Raw genomic sequence first — 21548 nt, forward strand, 5'->3', positions numbered from 1 at the left:
CAACCGCCCATTTAACTTCACTAGAATAAACGTTTTTGCCCACGCAAAAACACCTCCGAATTAGTATTGGTTTGATTATACCATTTCGAAGGTGTTTTTTATTGTCTCATTTTATTGTGTTAGTCTACTTTTCCCAAGGGATTTTTATATATTATTTCACTTTATCTACAATCTCATTTTTTACATTTTTATTAATTGCTCCGTTACCTCCAAGGAAGTAAAGATCCGGTTTTGTTGTTACTTTGGAAGTTAACCATGTATTAACAGCATCCGGAACTTTATTCGATAATGTAAGCATGAGTGGACTTTGTTTTTTCGCTGCAAGTGGAGCCGCACTTAATGCGTCGGCAATATCCAACCCCTGTGCTACAAAAATATTGTCCAGTTTTTCAATATCATAGTACTTGTTTATGATCGCAAGGTTCGTGTCAAATCTTGCTTCCCCAGATACTCTCTCGACGTTTTGCGAACCAATAATGTTTTTCAGCTGCTTCTCTACATTTGCAGACACAGCTCCTTTACCACCAATAATAGTTACTTTGGAAATGTCATTATCATCAATGAATACTTTCGCTGGTTCACTTAATTTATTCGTGCCTGTCAGGAGAATTGGAATATTGTTCTCACCTGCATATGGTGCAATGGCAAGCGGATCAGAAGACTTTTCATTTCCAGTGGTAATAAAGACTTCTTTTACGTCATGGCGTTCAGCAATTTTCTCGGCCACTTTAGCTGCTGTACCAGAACGGTTACTATCTTTTATTCTAGTTACTTTTACATTTTTATAAAGTTTCTTCAAGTCTTGCTCTACTTTAGGATCGATTGCACCTTCCCCACCAAGGATGTAAATTTGCGACGGGCGGAGTCGAAGCAGTTCTTCCCTAACAGCATCCGTCAACTTATAGTTATGTGTCAGCAATAGTGGTGAATCAAGTCCTGAAGCCAATACACTTCCTGTCAATGCATCTATTGGCAAATCGCCACGGCCAATAATTACAGTATCTGCTTCTTTCCAGCCATGTTTAGAAATGGCTGTGCTTGTTACGAATCGATTCTCTCCTGATAAATTGTAGACACCTTCAAAGTCCAAGTAACCAGAAGCCAACCAGCCTATATCTCCAGCAGAAGTTTCAACCGGTAACCAATTGTACTGGCGAGCAACGTTATTATTGGTCGCATAATCTCCAATTAAGGTTACTTCAGTTCCTGCTGGTAATGTTTTTATAATATTGCTTCTGTCATCTGGATTAGGTTCCTCTCTAAGCGTCACCCCACCCTTCACATAGGCAACAGCACCAGATTTCAGAGTTTGAGCAGAGTATGTCAATGGACCTGGTGTGTGGTAGTTGGCGTCACGGAATGCTAGATTTCCATTTTCGAGATAATATGGTCGCAGTATCTCTATTGGAAAAGGTTCCACATCTGCATGTTGATATAAGAGAATCCTCTCATAGACAGAATCCTGATAAGTAGGTCTTGTATTTTCCTCATTCAACGGGTTATTTCTTGGCAACATTCCATTGTAAGCCATAATTGCAAAATACCAATTATCAAGATACATAGGGTCATTATCATTAACCGTTGGCGTTATACCAGCATTAGAATAGTTCCATTTCTGCTTAAGAATTCTAATACCCTCATCAATATTAAATCCGATATCATGCTTTAATCTCTCAACATACCTATCTCTTTCTTCTCCTTCATCCTGATAGATATAATCAGAGACCTGCATAATACCAATACCAATACAATCCGAACCTAACGTCACATTGGTGCCATCCCAATTCTCACACCGCTGACTGTTTGCTATAAAGTCATGATCATTCTCATCAAAATATTGTTTCCATCGGCTTTCCATATGGGCAATGCCTTTTAGGACTTCCGGTGGAATATCCGCTTCAATCGCTTTATCTGTAAGTAATCTGCTTATCTCTTCATACGATGGATTAGTATATCTATAGTCGACACCTTGAAGCTTACCTTTCATTCCATCTTTAAAGTCTACTTTTTCCACCTCCCCAACATCTATTACATTATCTTTAATCGTAAAGTTTTGAGTAAGTATTACTGAAGGAGCTGCCATCGAATCAGCTTCCGCATAATCCGGATACTGTACTGTAATCTGCTCTTCGTTTATTTCAAATGTCGCACGTTCAAATATTTCTGATGTATAAACAAGTTCCACCTTTGAAGGATCCAGCTTGATTACTTCAAAAAACAGCGCATTTGCAGAACCGGCATGTCTATATGTAATGACACCATAACTATTACCCTTCAAATCTACTTGGTGAAAGCCGGTTACTTGAATGAATGCTAGATTTTTTTCATAAATCACCTTTCCAGCATCAGTAATTTGTAATGTTGACCGTTCCCTTTCATTGACTGCTTGAATCGATAATGTGTCTGATAGTTGTACAACGTTTTCACCGAAATTAAAACGATCGTTTGTTTCTTCGGCATGTACTTGACCGAAAAACAGTAATCCAAATGCAAGCACTGCGGTCATTACAACGATTAACTTTCTCAACTGTGTTCTCAACTTTTTCCTAACCCCCTATTTTTTTCTCCTATAAGCTACAGACGTAACAATCTTCATAAAGATTCGTCTTTTTCCATTATATTTAAAGATACCATATATTATCCTTTTATTACTACCTCATTTGGGATTTACTTACAGAAGCTGGTTCAAAAAAATATCCCTCAAGGGTATGATCCTTGAGGGATGGTCTAGTTATACTATCTTACTAGATTAATCATATGACTTCTCACGTTGTTAGCGATCGCTCCACTTCCTCCTAGGAAGTAAAGATCAGGATTAGTTTTCACTTTTGATTTCAACCAACTTTGTACAGAATCAGGTACGTTATCAGATAATGTGAGCACGAGCGGGCTTTGTTGTTTCGCTGCAAGTGGTGCTGCACTTAACGCATCAGCAATATCCATACCTTGGGCTACAAATATATTATCTAACTTGCCGAGATTATAGTACTTATTAATAATCGCAGTCGTTGTATCAAATCTTGATTTTCCGGATACTCTATCGACATTTGCCGACCCTACAAGCTTATTCAGTTCATTTTCAACACTCGCTGAAACAGCTGTATCCCCGCCAATGATAGTGACTTTAGAAACACCATTTTCATTGATGAAAGCCTTAGCCGCTTCACTTAGCTTATTGTTTTGAGTAAGCAGGATCGGAATATTTTTTTCTCCAGCATATGGTGCGATTGATAGTGGGTCGGAAGATTTCTCAGATCCAGTAGTAATGAAAACTTCTTTTACATTATACTTGGAAGCTATTTTCTGAGCCACTTCTTTCGCTGTACCATAACGGTCGTTTTCTCTTAATCTCTCAACCTTGACACCTTTGTATAGTGACTTTAGTGTATTCTCGATATCTAAGGAAATTGCTCCTTCTCCACCAAGGATGTAAATTTGGCTTGGACGGAGACGCAAAATTTCATCTTTAACTGCAGGAGTCAAACGGTCATTACGTGTAAGCAACAATGGAGAATCAAGGCCTGAAGCAAGGACACTTCCTGTTAATGCATCAATCGGCAAATCTCCTCTACCGATGACTACTGCATCGGACTTGTTCCAGCCATGTTTGGATATCGCTACACTAGTTTCAAAGCGGTCTTTTCCTGATAAATTATATACACCTGTATACTCTTTCAGGTTCAAATCACCAGATGAAATCCAGCCTGTGTCTCCTGTAGATGTTTTAACAGGGAACATAAGATAGTGCTGCTTATACGTACTATGTGTTCGATAATTTCCAGTGATTGTAACTTTTGTTCCTTTTGGTAGTATGGTTTTAACTTTTGCCTTCTCACCATATCCGTTTTTTAATTCCGCGCCCTCATTTACATTCGTATAGGCGACTTTACCAGATTTCAATGATTGTCCGCTATAATGAAACGGTCCGTTAATTTGGTATTTATCCGATCGGAAGTGAATAATGTTCCCGTTATTCGGGTAATAAATATCTAGAATTTGGGTCGGGAAAGGTGTTACATCCACTTCGGAAAATTTGCGTATGTGATTAAACACTAATTCTTGGAATGGCATATAAGAATTCACGTCAGGATTTGGATCATTTCGTTTGGAAAGCCCATTATAAGCCATTATTGCAAAGTACCAATTTTCAAGTACCATTGGATTATTATCATTGATTTTTGGTATTCTTCCGCTTTTGCTGAGGTTCCATTTACCTTTGAGGATTTTTATTCCTTCATCAATATTAAATTCAATATCATCTTTTAATCTTTGAATATATTGATCTTTAGCTTTTCCAGCAGGCATAAAAATATGATCAGAGATTTGCATAATACCAATGCCGATACAATCAAAACCTATCACAACGTTAGACCCGTCCCAATCAATGGTGCGGTTTCCTGCAGCTTTACAACTCTTTCTGCTTTCTGGAAACTCATCCCAAGTCCAATATTGTCTCCAGCGACTTTCTTGGTAAGCAATAGCTTTTAAAACTTCAGGTGGAATATCTGCTTCAATTGCCTTTTCTGTCAACATTTTATTAATTTCTGCAAATGATGGGTTAACATACGTTTTTTTCTTTGATTGGAGTTGGCCTGTTGACTTGCCCTTTTCGAGAGCAATCTTTTCTGCCTCTCCAGTTTCCACAGTATTTTCTTTGATGACAAAATCTTGTTTGATTATAGCGGAAGGATTCGCCATAGAATCATTTTCGGCATAATCCGCATACTCAATCGTAATTTTGTCTTCAATCATTTCAATTGTTGCACGCTCAAATACATCAGAAGTATAAACAACTTCTACTTGAGAAGAGTTCAAATTAATTACCTCAAAATATAAGGCATTTGCTGAACCGTGATGACGATATGTAATGACACCATATGTTTCATCTTCTATGTCTACTTGATGGAAACCTGTCACTTGCACGAATGATAGATTTTTTTCATAAATTTCGTTCCCAGTTTCCGAGATTTGCAATGTTGTAGTTTCTCTATCGTTGACTACCTTAATCGACAGTGAATCCGATAGTTGTACATTGTTTTCACCGAAGTCAAAGCGGATTCCGTTCGTTTCTTCAGCATTCACATGACCAAAAGACAGTAGCCCAAATGCCAAAAGTACGATAGTTACAACAAATAACTTCTTAAATTGACTTTTCAACCTAATTAACCCCCTAGTTATTTTTATCCACCTAGAATTGATTAAATTCTCCTAGGCTATTCAATCACTTTATAGTTGTAAATAACTATTTTAAGTGAATTGTATTTTTCCGTATACATCTAAAGATACCATAATTAGTACTAGTTTTTCTACACTATTTTGAGTTGTATTTGTAAATAAATAGTTAGTAAGATAGATAGTTTTGTATTAGATTGTTGGAGGAGTGGAATTCTATCTGTCTGGAAAGATGAAGTAACAAGATTGTAGAAGGTAAACGTCTTTTAATTGCCGGAATCACTAGAAATATCGAGATTTCGGGAAAATAAACGCGTTCTATTTGCCCGAGTAACTGGAATTAACAAGGCTTCAGGAAGATAAAAGCCTTATATTCGACCGAACAACTGGAAATAACAAGGTTACGGGAAAACAAATGCCCTCTATTTGCCCGAACAACTGGAATTAACAAGGCTTCGGGAAGATAAAATCTCCCCAGCTACATTAACCCTGATTGAGCCCAATTAAAATGAGGGGAGATAAGCCTCCCCTCATTTCATCACACTGTTACCTTTTTTCTGGATTTACTTTTCGTTGCTCTTTCCATACTGAAGTGTACTCGGCAGTAATTGATAAACTCTTCATACTCACCTTTTGCCATACATTTTTCATACATTTCGATAATTGGTGGTTTGTTCATCACTTTCTTGCGGTAGATATTGTAAATCTCCTGGAGTACCTTCAAGCTTTCTTCTGCTTCGTCTTCCTTTAGTCTTGGCACACGGAGTAAATACCAACCAACAAAGTAACTATTAAAACGATCTTCCATATAAGCATCCAGCAAATTCTCATCCCTCAGAAATTCATATCTTTCTTTTTCCAGGATGAGGTATTTTTCAAAGAAGCGCTTGGAAATACTATTCGTTACTGATGTGGTGACAGCAGCATAGTAGATATGAATAATCCGATCGACCGCTTTGATCTTGTTACAATTCAAAATGAGTTGCTGGAAGAACAACGTATCCTGACCAACTGCTCTTTCCACCATTTTTAGATTATTATCGGCTATAATATGCTTCTTCACAATCAGCGCTTGAATACTCTGAGCCCTTAACATGGAGTCATGCAGGAATTCTCGTGTATCCGATACGACTCCCGATGGATCCCACTTGAATGCATTTTTTGAGTAGTTCATGACTTTCCGTTCTGTGTCATATTTGATGATGTCGCCAACTACAAGATCGAGGTCTGGATTCTCTTCCATTTCTTTCAACAGATAAGCATAACTGTCATTCACTGCTTCGTTATCTGGGTCGAGATACGTAATATAATCCGTTTTGGCCATTTCAAAGCCTTTGTTCCTCGGGCGGGAAGCACTGCCACTTCCGTTATCATCGAATTTATATGATCTGACATTCGTATACAGTCTCTCCAACCGATCTACCATTTTAATCGTTTCAGGATCAGTGGAACCGTCATCTACAAGAATAATATCCATATGTTTAAAGATAGAAGACCTTCTCAAACTCATGAAACATTTTCCGTAGAGATGGCGACCATTGTTATAGACGGGAATAATAACGGTAAGTTTTAATTCATCTTTATGTTCTCTCTCTTTAACCGGATTGACATCCAGCTCCAGAGAGTCGATGCTGTAACCATTTCCTCTGTTTAATGGACCGTCTAGTTCCAATAACTCTTCCAATGTAAAGTTATTCGTATCGAAGGCCGTCTTATATTTATCTTTCATTTCAGAGACAAAGTCATGCTCGATTCCTTCCTGATATTCACCATGGGAATAATAAGCATCTTTCGTAATATAAGAGGAATCCGTATATTTAAAACCATTAACAAGATCTTCTAGATAATATTCTCCATATTCATATTCTGGATGGAAGAAAGTGACGTAATCAAATTCTTCATAATGGTCTTTTAAATATTCTGGAGTGACGATTGTTTTATATTGATAAGATTGGCGTTGGAAGTTTTCGTTCGCATTTTCATCTCCAGGTTCGAATACAACTGCGATATTTCTTTCTTTAATAAACGATTTATTATAGCCAATTTGTTGCAACAGGTAATTTAAACGGTGGAAGGTAGTATGTTCCTTCATAACCGTACGCACGCCCTGCATTTGATGCATATATAGTTCTTTCTTACTGACATTATTCACAATGTCACTAATCTCATTGGAACTGTCAATCATGAATACGTTCGGAAACAAATTATTGATTCCTAAACTGTAATTAGACAGAACTAAATTGCCCATCGCCTGAAGCTCATACACCCGATTGGCAAACATCGTTTCACTCTTCTGAACCGAATTCAGGTTGATGACCCAATCATAGATTTTGAACACTTTTTGCAGTGTTTCATGCTCGATACTTGGTGATAAATAAGAGATGTAGTTGCGTGGGAAGAAGTATTTCTTCAGGTTAAGATGATAGTTTCGATCAATAATTTTCAAATCTTTCTTCGCATTAATGACCCCATCAAAAATTGTTCTCGTATCCTTTTGACGATGTGGGTATCGTTCATACCATGAGCCGGCGAAAATTGCACCATCTAGTTTTTGGTCGTGTTTCATGCCTACAGGATTATTGTAAATTGGGTTGAAACCAAATTCCAAGGCAAATACATTATCGTTATTGCACTCTGCTTTATAGTCATTGATTTTTTCTTTTGCAGTAGTAAATATGTAATCACATTTTTTGGCAATATCAACGTAAAATTCATAGTTGGTCGGATCTTCTTTAGAGTAGAAAACGACCTTAGTCCCTTTTGCTCGATAGTACGAAATGATATCGTATAGCTCTTCACGAAGCTTATGATTATTCGGGTTACCTAATCCTCTCCAGCTCAAATCAAGACCTTTCCATGCTGTTGCTACAATAAAAACATCCAGGTCCTTATGTTCTTTGTAGTTTTCACGGTTGATGTATACCATATTTGCAGTATCTTTATAGGAATAAAAGAGAAACTCATCAGCAATCATACCAATCTTCAAATCAATTGGTTGATAGTAACGTCCTCCGTTTGTAGTAGGAATTTTATCGATGATCGGTTGAATTCTCTCTAAGAAATTAACATCACTTTTCTTATTCTTCAGCTCTAGGTAGCTTTGTTGAATTTCTTCTGGACTCATCAAGTTAAATGCCTCTTCAGCAAGCTGGACTATTTCAGAATCCAAATTAACACCAGCATCCTGAAGTATCTTCACTTCTTCTTGCATCCGATTAAGCAAAGCCTTTTTCTTATCCTGAATCGTCTTTAGTCGAGTTTTATTGGAATACATCTAATTACTCCTTTTCCTACGCCATTTCCAATATTTGGTGGTTAGTTTACCTAACTTTGATGACTTTAAGTTATTATACTGGATTCTTAAGCTCTTATATTGCTCCTCCAGTTTACTATATTTCCTTAAAAGTTCTTCTTCCGCTTGATACTGTTTATATAATTCTTGCTGAACTTTTACTTTATCCATTTTTTCCTGCAAATATTTATCATCTTGTTGCTGTTTAAGCTCTTCGTTCTCTTTTTTCAATTGAACGATTTGATTTATATGGTTTCTTTCCTGGTCGATTAGGGCAGATTCAAACTCTTGAATGATAGTATCATCGATGATCTTATTCGATAAGGTGTTGTCTTTATGATAAATTGCACCTATCCAGCCATTCAAAAACTTCAATTCCGTCAGATGGAGTTCATTTGTCTGATAGCTGAATAAATCCTGGATATAATAGGTGTGTTTATGGTCAAAATAATCATTGATCCCGAATGGCACCGTGATAATTAATTTCCCAGCAGGATTCAGCAATTGAAAAGCTTTATTGATAAAACGCTGTGGATCGGAAAGGTGTTCTAGTATTTCACCCATAATGATTACATCAAAGGTCTGCTCAAAGGCATGACTGACAAAATTGTCATGGATCAGCTGGAGGTGCTTCTGAGTAGGCGTTTCTTCTTTTTCCAACTGTTCTTTTGCATAGTCGATTGCCTCTTCTAAGATGTCAATCCCAACCACTTGCTTTCCTTCTCTTGCAAGTAGAATTGACACTAGCCCCTGGGAACACCCGACATCCAATACCGTTTCACCCTTACTGGACGCCAATACCCAATGAATCCGTTCTCTGACTTTGTCACCGAACTCTTTCCCTAATTCATTATAATATGCTTCACTTACTCGATCCGTATTTTTCTTCATACTTATGAACTCCAATCTCACCTAAATAAGTATTACATCCGATTTTCCGATCACTTTTTCCTTCGTTGGTAAGAGGATAAAGTATTTGACGAGATATTTTCCCTCTTCCTTTGCGCGATAAGTCATAGTTTGCTTGCGCTGATACATGATTTTCTCAATCACTTTGCCATTTTGATAAACATAGAAGGCGTATTGCAAATTTTGATTCGTTTGAAGGTTCAAATCAAACTTAAATTTACGGTCATTCACTTTTTCGATTACAGGTTCGCATATGATGTTCTTATCGCTGATCAGATGTTCAGCCAAATCTTTTCTGTAGATGACATTTGATTCTTTTAAAATAGCATAGCTTATCGTTACAAAAGTGATTTTTTCCAAATCCAATTTGAATGTATTCCTAGTATCATTGTAACCTATTTCATTGATAAGAGTATCTCCATCATAGAATCGAATGACTTCTGTATATCCCTCGGGGATTACAGTTTCGGTTTGCACCTTAAAACCTTCATAATCAGCTTCATAGTTCACATCTGTAACCTTTAAGCCGTACATGATGTCCAATAGTTCATTTACAATGAATGGAGGATAATAAACCGCCACATCGTTGTGTCCTTTAATATCGTCATCCAGAATCAATGTATGGGGATGATTGCGTTCCTTCAATTCTTCTGCAAACGGGGCGATGTGTTGCTTGTGCTGATTGTCATGTTCACTTCCGAGAATGGTAAGAATGGTCTCTTGATTGTGTTCCAGCTGATCATAGATCAGTCGGTTAAGCTTGATGACTTTTTCTTTATCCGTCCGGTCACCCAACATATAGTCGGCCGTTTCACCATTGATGGACAAAACATAATTTGCAATCTTTGTTTGCGGGGCACCGACAATTGCTCTCCCCAATTTATATTTCAATGCATAGTAAAGGGCTGCACTTCCACCTTTGGAAGTGCCAGCCGTAATAACGTTCTTATGTTCAACACCTAGTTTATTCATTGTTTCTTCTATCAATTCAATGATTGACTTTTCAAAGTCAAAGCTCATCGCTTTTCCTAAATAATAACTGCCCCTTGGACCGTCCTCATCTAGGATAAACAGCTTATGGGCATCCACCTGTCTTAGGGTACGGATATAATTGTAGCGATACGGTGATGCTGCTTTCACGCTTGCAAACCCTGAAAAAACAATTACGAGATAGTCTGTATTATGCTCTGCTTCCTCTAGAACATATTTTACTTCCCTTGTTGTGCCCTCATAGACTGATTCCGTAAAATTCATTCTATCTCTCCTTTGATGTCTAGTACCCTAAACCTAGCAGCGCTCCTAGAAAGGCGACGATTGACAGCATGAGTCCACTGGCTAATAGGTGTCTGATGTTTCGTTTCTTCACAACTTCTGGTCTTTTTACAATTTCATTATCTACCGTGCTGATTTGACTTGAAAGCATTTTTGCTTTATATTCTTTCTTTTCTTTTGCACTCAATTTATTGAAATAGGAAATGAATTTCTGATATTCCTTTTGCACTTCATCCGAACTTCCAATCATCTTCATTTCACCATAATGAATCCACATTGCCTTCTCACAGAAAGATTTGACTTGAGCTGCAGAGTGGCTAATGAAGAAGATTGTTTTTCCACGTTTTTTAAATTCATCCATCTTTTCTAAACAACGCTGAGCAAACGTGGAGTCACCCACTGAGAGCGCCTCATCAATGACAAGGACGTCCGGATCAGTGTGGACCGAAATCGCGAATCCGAGACGGGAGCGCATCCCGCTCGAATAATTTTTCACTGGTTGCTTGATATAATCACCAATCTCGGCAAATTCAATGATGTCCGGGGTCAAGCGATCAATTTCTTCATCATTCATTCCGTGCATCATACATTTCAGTTTGATGTTCTCTAGGCCTGTCAGGTTATTGTTCAGTCCAGCGGAAATCGCAATCAAGTTCGTTTCACCATTAATGGTGATTTCCCCGCTCGTCGGCTGGATAACTTGAGCCAGCATATTGGATATGGTGGATTTCCCTGAACCGTTTAGTCCAACAATACCAACACTCTCTCCTTCATACACTTTAAAGGAAACGTCCTTCACCGCCACAAATTCTTTACGTTGCTTTCTCCGTTCGATTGAAAAAAGCTCCAACAATTTTTCCTTCTGTTTGGCATGCATTTCGAACGCTTTATATACATTTTTAAATTCTACTTTCAGTTGTTTAGTCATAGTTAACCCTCATTCTTATAGATAATCCACGAAGTTCTTCCTGAACTGTAAGTGGGCACGTGAGCCAATGACGAGAATCGTTAAGGTAAACATCCAGAAATAGAAGAAGTATAATGGATCTTCAAAGAACCACTCTCTTCCTAGGAATGAATCCCGGAATCCTTCAATAATATAAAAGATTGGATTCAGCTGCAGGATATTTGCAACCCACTCTGGCACTCGACCTGCATTCGGATCCCATAGAATTGGTGACAGGTATAAAATCATCCGAACCATAGATTGTAGCAGCATCTGATAATCCCTTACCAATGTGGAAATCGTAGAACTGAGCAATGTAAACGCAAATAGAAAAGCAAACATAGCAAAAATATAATAGACAATTTGAACGAAATAAATCGTCGGGGTAAACCCATAAATAAATAATACAATCATTAATAAGATCATTAGGATGAAAAATTGTAAACTATTTCCGATAATTTTTATCGTCGGCAATAAACTGACTGGGAAATTCATCTTAGAGACCATATTCACTTTCTGATACACACTATTGGAACCCTGTATAATGGATGGACTAATAAAGAACCATGGAATTAAACCCATTAACATCCACAGGAAAAAGGGAATTGGACCAGCTGATGTCTCAACTGGTTGCCCTCCCCTAATACCTAAACCAAATACAAACCAATAAATACTTACTTGAATGGCTGGATTGATAAACTGCCATAAAGAGCCGAGATAATGCTTTTGATACATTCCCTTGATATCAAAACTCGCCATTCTGAATATTAGATCTCGATGATCAAGTTGTTCTTTAATAACTTGCCATACTGATTTAAACATATATTTTAGCTTCCTTCATCACTGTAACTTATACATGTTTGTATAAGTTACCATAATTAATATAAGTTATATCCTCCGAATGTTCCTTCACAACATTTTTCGTATCAAACACTTGTTTAACACTCATTTTGTTGAATGCTTCATCTGTCAGTTCTTTAAACTCGTTGTGATCGCTGAGTATCAATACTAGACTAGAGCCATCTAACGCTTTTTCAAGATCCTTTTCGACAAAATCCAGCTCCACATGCGGGTCATAAGCGACTACATCGTACTGTGATTTCTCTTTAAGGATTTCATAAATATCCATAGCTGGACTTTCTCTAATATCGTCAACATTTCCTTTATAAGTCAAGCCGAAGACAGTGATTTTATTACCATCCTGTTTGGAAACCAACTTCTCTGCTGCATCCACAACATACTCCGGCATGGAATTGTTCACTTGACGAGAAAGGCTGATGATTTTGGATGCTTCAGGAGCTTTCGCAATGATGAAATACGGGTCGACAGCTAGGCAGTGTCCGCCTACTCCTGGTCCTGGCGTATGTAAGTTTACGCGCGGGTGTTTATTTGCCATTTCAATTACTTCTAGGGCATTGATGCCAAGCTCGTTCGATACTTTTGCAAGTTCATTTGCAAGTGCGATGTTAACATCACGGTATGTGTTTTCCATCAACTTGGACATTTCTGCAGTACGTGCATTTGTTTTGATCAGTTCACCTTTAACGAATGTCTCATAAACTTCTGCACCTTTTTCTGTACATGCCTCAGTAATTCCACCGACAATACGGTTATTGTAGATTAGTTCATGCATAATTTGTCCTGGCAGTACACGCTCTGGACAGTGGACAAGATAAATGTCCTCCCCAATTGTAAATCCTGCTTCTTCCAAACGAGGTTTCACAAAGTCATCCATTGTTCTTGGAGCAATTGTTGATTCAACGATGACAACATTTCCTTTTTCAAGTACTGGAATAACGTTGTTTAACGCATCCATTACGTAAGTGATATCCATAGAGCGATGTTCATCGTCCTTATTTGGTGTTGGTACTGCAATGATAAACGCATCTGCTTTTTCTGGAGTAAGCGATGCACGGAAGTTTCCTTTTTCCATTGCATTTTCCAATGCCTCTTGCAATCCTGGTTCTTCTATATGAATGGATCCGCTATTCAGCATGTCCACTGCTTCTTTTTTCACGTCAACACCAACAACCTCAACTCCATAATTTGCAAACATGATGGATGTTGGCAATCCGATATATCCTAGTCCAATCGTACATAATTTCACAATAAATACCTTCTTTCTATGTGTATGATTTAATTAGTATTTCTCATAAACTTCCAATAGATACTTTTGTTCTATTTCCCAATTATACTTCTTTCGAGCATTTTTGCAATTTGCACTGAACAGGTCTCGTTTATCTGGATTTTCGATTAGATAATTGACCCCTTTTGCAATTTCTTCTGGAATATGGGGATCAATCGTCACACCTACCTGACTTTCCTCGACAACCTTTTTGATTTCAGGGAAATTACAAGCAACTACTGGAACTTCATTCATCATATATTCAAAAAGCTTATTGGATGATGCTGACCAATGATTAAAATTAATATTGTTCAACACCTGGAAAGCCAAATATGCATTTTTAGTGTACTTCGGTAAATCTCTAACAGGCACTTTAGGTATAAAGCGAATCTTTTCTTCAAGATTTCTTTCTTTCACCATTTGGACGAGCTTATCTTTAATTTTCCCATCCCCGATAAAGACGAGTGTGCCTTCTTTAAATAACGGGTAGGCTTCAACTAATTTCTCAAGCCCACGTCCTTCTTGAATCCCACCTTGGTAGAGCAGAATTTTCTCATCCTGAGGGAGCCCAAGAATGCCATGCAGATCTACTTTCTCATCGACTTGCTGAATTTCTAGAGATGGATAGTTGTGAAGCACATGTGGATAAAACCCGTAAAGCTCTTCATTAAATTTAGCACGTGTATCATTTTCCACAATCATACTATCCATGCGATTGATAAAAAATTGCTCAAATCGTTTATACCACGGGCTGTCATAGCCAGTCCTACTTGTTTGGACTTCATGTGAATCATAAATCAATGGTTTCTTTTTTAAACGCCATTTAGCACTGATATAACCTTGTGGCATTGTGTTTAAGTCATTAGAGTGGTAGATATCATAATTACCGCGGTGACCCTTGATGATCATGCGGAGGATTAGAGCTCCACGAATCCAGATGACTCTCACTTTTGTTTTCAATAGTAAGCCGATTAGTACGGTTAGAATAATGGTGATCCAGGGGAAAAAGTAAAGCATCGCTCCCCAGACCGCCAGCAATGGGATCGCTGGCCATTTCTTCCGTGCTGTAAATCGATATACTTTCTGAAGTAGTTCAAGGGTTACTGGATATCTGCGCATCCGGTGCACCCGAAAGTGTTCGTTGAATTCTTCATATTTTTTTACCGCTGGGTCGTTCGGATCATCGATGCAAATAAGTTCTACATCATAGCCATTCTGCGATAAGGTAGTACATTCCCTTAAAACCCTTGCATCATTGGTGAAATGGTTCCACACAAACATACCTACACGTTTCATCTATTTTTCCCTCATTACTTAATAATATCAATTAACTTCGTGATGTTATTTTCCCATAGAAAATGTTTCTTTACGGTACGGATACAATTTTCTCCGAGCTCTTGTTGTTCTGCTTCGTCATTTTTCAGTTCGACGATTTTATCGACGATAGCTTGTACATTCTTCTGTTCAAATGTATACCCCGTATTGTTCGACGTAATCATTTCTGCCGCGGTACCTTTTACTCCAGCGATTATCGGAGTTTTACAAGTCATATAATCGATAATTTTCCCTGGAAGTACGGTTGAGAAAACTTCTTCATCGTTTAAAAAAGCAATCGCGATATTACTGTTTTTAATCAATTCTAAGCTCTGTTTTCTTGTCGTCGGTTGGTGCATGTATACATTATCTAAACTGTTCTCTTTTAAGTAATCGGCAAATTCCTCGGTTCTGACACCATATCCAATGACATCAAAACGGATATTTTTGTCATGAAGCAGTTTTGCTGCCAGTTTCAAATGATCGATATCTTGAGCAAGGCCTAGATTCCCCGTATACACGACACTAAATTCATCATGATATTGTTTTTGTTCAACAATTTCATGTTGCCTCGGACCATTCGGTATATAGTTGATTGGTTTATCTTGCTTCAATTTTGACTTGATATGGTCGTAAAAACCGATGCTGTTGATAACGATTGAATCTGCAAGTCGATACATACGTTTCTCAAGAAACTGAAATAGTTTAATAATAGGTTTGTTATTGAAGGTTTTTACTCCAATCAGACTATCCGGCCAAAGATCTCGAACTTCGAGAATCAGTTTGGATTTCAAAACGTATTTTCCAACGAAAGCAGAGAATACGATAAAAATAGGTGGTGTACTTACAAGGATATAATCATAGTTGTTCTTTCTTAGTTGCCATAGTTCAAGTAAAAACCGGTACATAATTTCTAAATAAAAAAATAATCTACTTAAAATATGATTTTGAAATCGATTATTTTTTATCGGTACCCTTATTATTTTATAGTCTTCGTTGTTTAACGACTCTTCATCCCAAAACTTGCTATCTTTATACATATTTTTATTTGGATATGCTGGCTCTGTTGTCAGTACATCAGCATCGATACCATTTTCATTCAATAATTGGTATATATTCTTCATCCGATTACCCGAACTGCCGATGACAGGGTAGAAATTCTGAGTCATTATTAATACTTTCTTCGCCATGAGTTTAACGCTCCTAATCCCAAGTAAACACCTTATCTATTTTATCACAAATATACATAATACGATAAATAAATGTATATTACAATGCTGTTACATGTCAAAACTTAAACCATCTTGAGATTTTATGAAGGCTGATTAACGAGAAGACCGTAGACAAAGGGCCTTGTTAAGTTTCAATGAGTTTATTCATGGGGTTCAAATTCACAATATTATTAATCAATATTAAAAAATCCCTTATTTATCCCGTAGAATCCCAAAAATGGGTTCAAGCAATAAATTTTGCTTGAACCCGTTTATTTGTGACTATTTATTGAATATCAATTCGAACCATTATAATTTTTAAGGTATCAACAGCCTCAACAGCTTCTGCCGGCGGTGAAAAAGCTCCTGCGCAACATGTAGCGAAACGGCTTCAAAAGCTATTTCTTTTCCTGGCAGGCTCTGGGCGATCCGGGGGAGATCTTCCGTAATGACGGTTGCAATTCTTGTATAGCCTCCAGTTGGCTGTCTGTCGGCTAACAGGACGATGGGTTGTCCATTTGCCGGCACTTGGATTGTACCAGGAAAGACTGCATCTGAGATGATATCTGCGCCATCCACATGTTCAATGGGAGCGCCTTCGAGTCTTGCGCCCTTGCGGTCGGATTGTGTTGTAATCTTATAGCTTTCCCTTAAAAAGGTATGGATACCCTCTTTAGTAAAAGCATCCTCGTCCGGACCGAGGATGACACGGATTTTATCAGGGTTATTATAGTTTGGAATTAAATCCGGGTGGAGGCTTCTGCCTGAGCGTTTCATGTTAGGATCGCCAGTCGGCAAAAGATCTCCCTTCGATAAATAATTACCAATTCCACCTTTTGCATAAGTCGACCTACTCCCCATCACCTTAGGCGTAGTGATGCCGCCACTCACCGCGATATATGCATATGCTCCATCTATCGGCTTGCCGAATTTGAGAGTTTGTCCTTTTTGCACACGATACGATTTCCATGTTTGAATTGGTTCATCATCAAGCGTAGGAGAAAGATTGGCACCGCACACGGCTATGACGGTATCTTTTAAAAATCGGAGCTCAGGACCCATAAGTACGGCTTCGATAGCGGCTGCTCCGTGCTTGTTTCCGACGAGGATATTCGCCACCTGTAACGCAAACATGTCCATCGCACCTGCTACTACCATGCCGTATTGCTGATAACCGGTCCGCCCGAGATCTTGAATCGATGTCGATAGACCGGGTTTCATTACTTCAATAGTTGCGTTTTCCATTTAGGATCCCACTCTTTTTATCGTAATGCCGTTCTTTACCAGGTCCTGTCTTAGTTTTGTGACAAACGCTAACGCCTGCTCCGAATCCCCATGGACACAAACCGTATCCGCCTGAATAGGAATATTACTGCCATCGACAGCTTCGACTTTCCCGTCTTTCACCATCGTGATTACTCGATGGACAGCCTCATCCGGGTCATGAATCAAGGCGTTAGGCTCCGTACGAGACGTCAGTGTTCCGTCCGGTTGGTATGAACGGTCCGCAAATACTTCAGCAGCAGTTTTCAGGCCAATTTTTTCCCCGGCTTTTAAAAGCTCACCGCCAGAGAGTCCGAATAAGATGAGTTCGGGATTCACATCATAAACCGCCTGGGCAATGGCCTGCGCTGTTTCCTTGTCACGAGCAGCAATATTATAAAGTGCACCATGGGGTTTCACATGGTTGAGGACAGTCTTATGGACTTTTACGAATGCTTCCACTGCACCGATTTGGTATACGACCATATTGTAGATTTCTTCCGGATTGAGAAAAAGATTACGACGGCCAAAACCTTGAAGGTCAGGGAAGCCAGGATGGGCACCGATACCGACATGATTCTCCAGCGCCATTTTGACCGAACGACTCAATACATTATGGTCCCCTGCATGATAACCAGCAGCAATATTTGCTGAACTGATATGTTTCATGACCAGTTCGTCTTGTCCGATGATATAAGCTCCAAAACTTTCACCTAAATCACTGTTCAAATCAACGGTATGTTGCTTCATTCTGTAACCCCCTATATGGCTTTATCTCTAATTCATACGTACCTTTCATGATAGATTGATAGATTTCTTCGTACTCTGCTTCCGTTACGGAGCGAAAACGCACATAGTTCCCTGCACGAAGCAGGATCGGTGTGTCACTTTTTGGATCGTACAATTTCATTGGTGTACGTCCGATAATTTGCCAACCGCCTGGTGAATCACTTGGATACACACCTGTCTGTGAGCCAGCGATTCCTACCGACCCGGCAGGTATTTTCTTCCTAGGTGACTCCAGTCTCGGGGTAGCGATTTTATCAGACATGCCACCGAGATACGGAAAACCAGGAGAAAAGCCCATCATATAAATGAGATAATCATTTCCTGAGTGAATGCGGATGACTTCTTCCTCGGTCAGTTTGTTATGGGCGGCAACATTTTCTAAGTCAGGTCCATACTTTCCGCCATAACATACTGGTATCGTCACCACTTCCGCAGGCGGAATCTCAATTTGGGATAAATTTTCATATAGTTCATGAATTTTTTGACTCAACGCGTCAAACGATATTTTTTCTGGATTATAAAAAATAGAAACGGTTGTATATGCCGGTATCCACTCCAAGACACCATCAATACGTTCCTTCTCTAATTGGGTGGTGAGACTACGGATCTTTTCATTCGTTTCCTTGGAAATAGATTCACCGAGTACTACACGGAGTCCCCTATCACCATACACTTGAATCTCCAGCATGTTCGAACACCACTTTTTTTATATCCATTATAACACTAGAACAACTGAGGTATCATTTGGAATAGCGTTCGAACTCCTAGAACTGCTGTCAGAATAACAACAATCGCACCAAAAATCGTAAGCCAAATAGGATGTTTGTAATCACCAATGATTTTTTTGTTATGTGCAGCAAGCAACATCGAACCGAGAGTTAATGGCAGGATAAGTCCATTTACTGCACCTGCGACAACGAGTAATGTTGCTGCTTCACCGATTACGATAAAGACACCTGTCGAAAAGATGATAAAAGCAATAATCCAGTATTTATAATAATCTTCAAAAATTCGATGGAAAGAGCGCAAGAATGAAACGGACGTGTATGCCGCTCCAATAACAGATGTAATTCCAGCTACCCAAAGCACGACACCGAATAACCGGTAACCAATTTCACCAGCTGCATGTTGGAATACCGTTGCGGCTGGGTTTGATGGGTCTAAAGCGACCCCTTGGGATACAACACCTAATACAGCTAGGAAAAGTAACACTCTTACTAGGGAAGCAACACCAATTCCGAATACCGACGTGCGGTTTACTTCAGGAATGGAAGCTTTACCGGTTATTCCTGCATCAAGCAAACGGTGGCCCCCAGAAAATGTGATATAACCTCCGACGGTACCACCAACGATGGTGATAATCGCGTATACATCAAGTTCAAGTGGCACGAAAGAACGATAAATCGCATCCCCTACTGGTGGCTGACTGACAAACATCACATAACCGATGAGAAGAATGAGTATTGCCCCCAAGATATTTACGATACGGTCCATTGCCGCTCCGGCTTCTTTAGACAAGAAAATAAAGATAGCCAATGCTGCAGATATAAGCGCACCAATTTTTGGGTCCAAGCCAAGGAACACATTTGCCCCTAGACCGGTCCCTCCAATGTTACCGATATTAAAGGAGAGGCCTCCGATAACAATGAATACAGCAACTACATAACCGAGACCTGGAAGAACTTCATTCGCAATATCTTGACCAGGTTTACCCGAAACAGTGATGATTCGCCAAACGTTCATTTGGGCACCAAAATCGAGGATGATCGATACTAGAATGACAAATCCAAAGCTTGCCAGCAGCGTTTCCGTAAATACTGCAGTTTGTGTAAGAAATCCGGGACCAACCGCAGATGTGGCCATTAGAAAAGCCGCTCCCATGAGTGAACGCCTTCGTGCTCGTTGATCTTTTACTGATAATAATGAGTTCTCTTTCGACATAATTTTCTCCTTTCGATTTGAGTATTTCTCAGTTATCTTTATAAAATCACGTGATCATCGTTATTTTTAAAAGACACCAATTGGAGACGTAAATAGTATTTTTGCCCCAAAGTATGTTACATTTTGAAGCCCTTCGTTTCGATTGTCAACAGCAAAATTCCAATCTGTAAATATCCAGCATTTTCAATAAAAATAAAAAAGTGGAGCAATCAAAATTACCTGATTGTCCCACTTTTTTGGAGTCTTTAAGCGATGCGCACATATTTGTCAGCCGGCTTTAGTTTAAATGCTGCTGTGATCAGTAATATTGGAAAAGCAATGTAGATGAGTTTTTTCAATTAGATTCCTACTTTCTGCCAATCTGTAATCGTTTTTGGATAGCAAATTGCTTGATATTTTTCAAGTTCTGTTGTAGTAACGAGCACCTCCGGATATTGTTGCATCAATTTCATTTTTTCAATGGTGTTGACGGGGCCGATGATTAGTTGGATGCCTAGCTTTTTCAGTTTTATAAAATCGAGTTTTTGAATCGTTGCTATATCAAACTTCATGTAGTAATAAGAAGCTTTTATTTCTTGCATAAAACGGAGATCAAACGGATGCGGTTCATCGATGAGAAGACCTAATTCAATGTTATTTGAGAGAATACGTAATTTCGATAGTGTATAGTGGTTACGTGAAACGATAAGTGTATCTTCTTTCATTTCATGCTGATGGAGGAGTTCGTATACCTTTTCTTCAAAATCGTAATAGAAACCAGTTTGGTTGATTTCAATAATGGTTTTTATTTTACCTTTCGTCAGATAAATAACTTCTTCTAAGGTGGGAATTCGTTCGTCATGGTTTATGGTATATTGCAATAATTCTTCGTAAGTGAAGTGCTGAATTTCACCCCGACCGGTTGTCATACGATCAATGGTTGCATCACGGATGACAACTGGGATCCCATCCTTTGTCAGATGAACCTCCAGCTTCGTATGGGAGAAATGTAAATTGATAGCTGCTTGAAAAGAAGACAATGTGTTTTCTGGAAACTGTAAAGCATACCCGCGTTCAGCAACACCACGTATTTTCATCATGTTCTCCTTTCCCGTATGGGACATCAACCGTTGATTTCTTAACACTATTATAAAAGAAATACATTAACAGAATGTTAAAGGAGTAATAAGTCTTTGTTATATTTTGATATCGAGTAGGAGGAGGCGATTAACCTCCGTCCTCTCACACCACCGTACGTACGGTTCCGTATACGGCGGTTCAATCAAGATTGATAACGCAAGAATTTATAACGGTCGTGTAGACCTCTGAGCCCTT

At 38.7% G+C, this 21548-nt stretch carries 15 protein-coding genes; all 15 read right to left on the minus strand.

Annotated features, from left to right (window positions below):
• Positions 1-151: 151 nt before the first annotated feature.
• The gene (locus tag M3210_RS17480) at positions 152-2539 is read right to left on the minus strand and encodes a cell wall-binding repeat-containing protein (RefSeq protein WP_251517071.1); all 2388 of its coding nucleotides are present in this window, start codon (positions 2537-2539) and stop codon (positions 152-154) included.
• 197 nt (positions 2540-2736) lie between these two features.
• Entirely contained in the window at positions 2737-5157 is a 2421-nt protein-coding gene (locus M3210_RS17485) for a cell wall-binding repeat-containing protein (protein ID WP_251517073.1), read from the minus strand.
• 553 nt (positions 5158-5710) lie between these two features.
• Positions 5711-8446: a glycosyltransferase gene (locus tag M3210_RS17490; protein ID WP_251517075.1), complete on the minus strand. Its 2736-nt coding sequence runs from the start codon at positions 8444-8446 to the stop codon at positions 5711-5713.
• Positions 8447-9355 carry a class I SAM-dependent methyltransferase gene (locus M3210_RS17495; protein WP_251517077.1) on the minus strand — a complete coding sequence of 303 codons (909 nt, stop codon included), beginning with the start codon at positions 9353-9355 and terminating at the stop codon, positions 8447-8449.
• Positions 9356-9376: 21 nt separating this feature from the next.
• Positions 9377-10627: an accessory Sec system protein Asp2 gene (locus M3210_RS17500; RefSeq protein WP_251517079.1), complete on the minus strand. Its 1251-nt coding sequence runs from the start codon at positions 10625-10627 to the stop codon at positions 9377-9379.
• Between the two features lie 19 nt (positions 10628-10646).
• Positions 10647-11573: an ABC transporter ATP-binding protein gene (locus M3210_RS17505; RefSeq protein ID WP_251517081.1), complete on the minus strand. Its 927-nt coding sequence runs from the start codon at positions 11571-11573 to the stop codon at positions 10647-10649.
• Between the two features lie 15 nt (positions 11574-11588).
• Positions 11589-12413, minus strand: a complete 825-nt coding sequence (locus tag M3210_RS17510) for an ABC transporter permease (protein ID WP_251517083.1) — start codon at positions 12411-12413, stop codon at positions 11589-11591.
• Between the two features lie 28 nt (positions 12414-12441).
• Positions 12442-13698 (minus strand): nucleotide sugar dehydrogenase, encoded by a 1257-nt coding sequence (locus M3210_RS17515; protein ID WP_251517085.1) that lies wholly within the window; start codon positions 13696-13698, stop codon positions 12442-12444.
• A gap of 33 nt (positions 13699-13731) precedes the next feature.
• The gene (locus M3210_RS17520) at positions 13732-15012 is read right to left on the minus strand and encodes a glycosyltransferase (RefSeq protein ID WP_251517087.1); all 1281 of its coding nucleotides are present in this window, start codon (positions 15010-15012) and stop codon (positions 13732-13734) included.
• Between the two features lie 14 nt (positions 15013-15026).
• Complete coding sequence (locus tag M3210_RS17525) at positions 15027-16220, minus strand: glycosyltransferase family 4 protein (RefSeq protein WP_251517089.1); 1194 nt, start codon at positions 16218-16220, stop codon at positions 15027-15029.
• Between the two features lie 339 nt (positions 16221-16559).
• Complete coding sequence (locus M3210_RS17530; protein WP_251517091.1) at positions 16560-17486, minus strand: 5-oxoprolinase subunit C family protein; 927 nt, start codon at positions 17484-17486, stop codon at positions 16560-16562.
• The gene (locus M3210_RS17535; RefSeq protein ID WP_251517093.1) at positions 17487-18254 is read right to left on the minus strand and encodes a LamB/YcsF family protein; all 768 of its coding nucleotides are present in this window, start codon (positions 18252-18254) and stop codon (positions 17487-17489) included. It abuts the gene before it with no gap.
• On the minus strand, positions 18235-18981 hold the full coding sequence (pxpB, locus tag M3210_RS17540; protein ID WP_251517095.1) for a 5-oxoprolinase subunit PxpB: 747 nt from the start codon (positions 18979-18981) through the stop codon (positions 18235-18237). Before pxpB ends, M3210_RS17535 begins: the two co-directional genes overlap by 20 nt.
• Before the next feature lie 35 nt (positions 18982-19016).
• Positions 19017-20234: an NRAMP family divalent metal transporter gene (locus M3210_RS17545; RefSeq protein ID WP_251517097.1), complete on the minus strand. Its 1218-nt coding sequence runs from the start codon at positions 20232-20234 to the stop codon at positions 19017-19019.
• A 338-nt stretch (positions 20235-20572) separates the two neighbouring features.
• Positions 20573-21310 (minus strand): glycerophosphodiester phosphodiesterase, encoded by a 738-nt coding sequence (locus M3210_RS17550; RefSeq protein WP_251517098.1) that lies wholly within the window; start codon positions 21308-21310, stop codon positions 20573-20575.
• Positions 21311-21548 lie beyond the last annotated feature (238 nt).

It is taken from the genome of Oceanobacillus luteolus (genome assembly GCF_023715655.1).
Lineage (GTDB): Bacteria > Bacillota > Bacilli > Bacillales > Amphibacillaceae > Oceanobacillus > Oceanobacillus luteolus.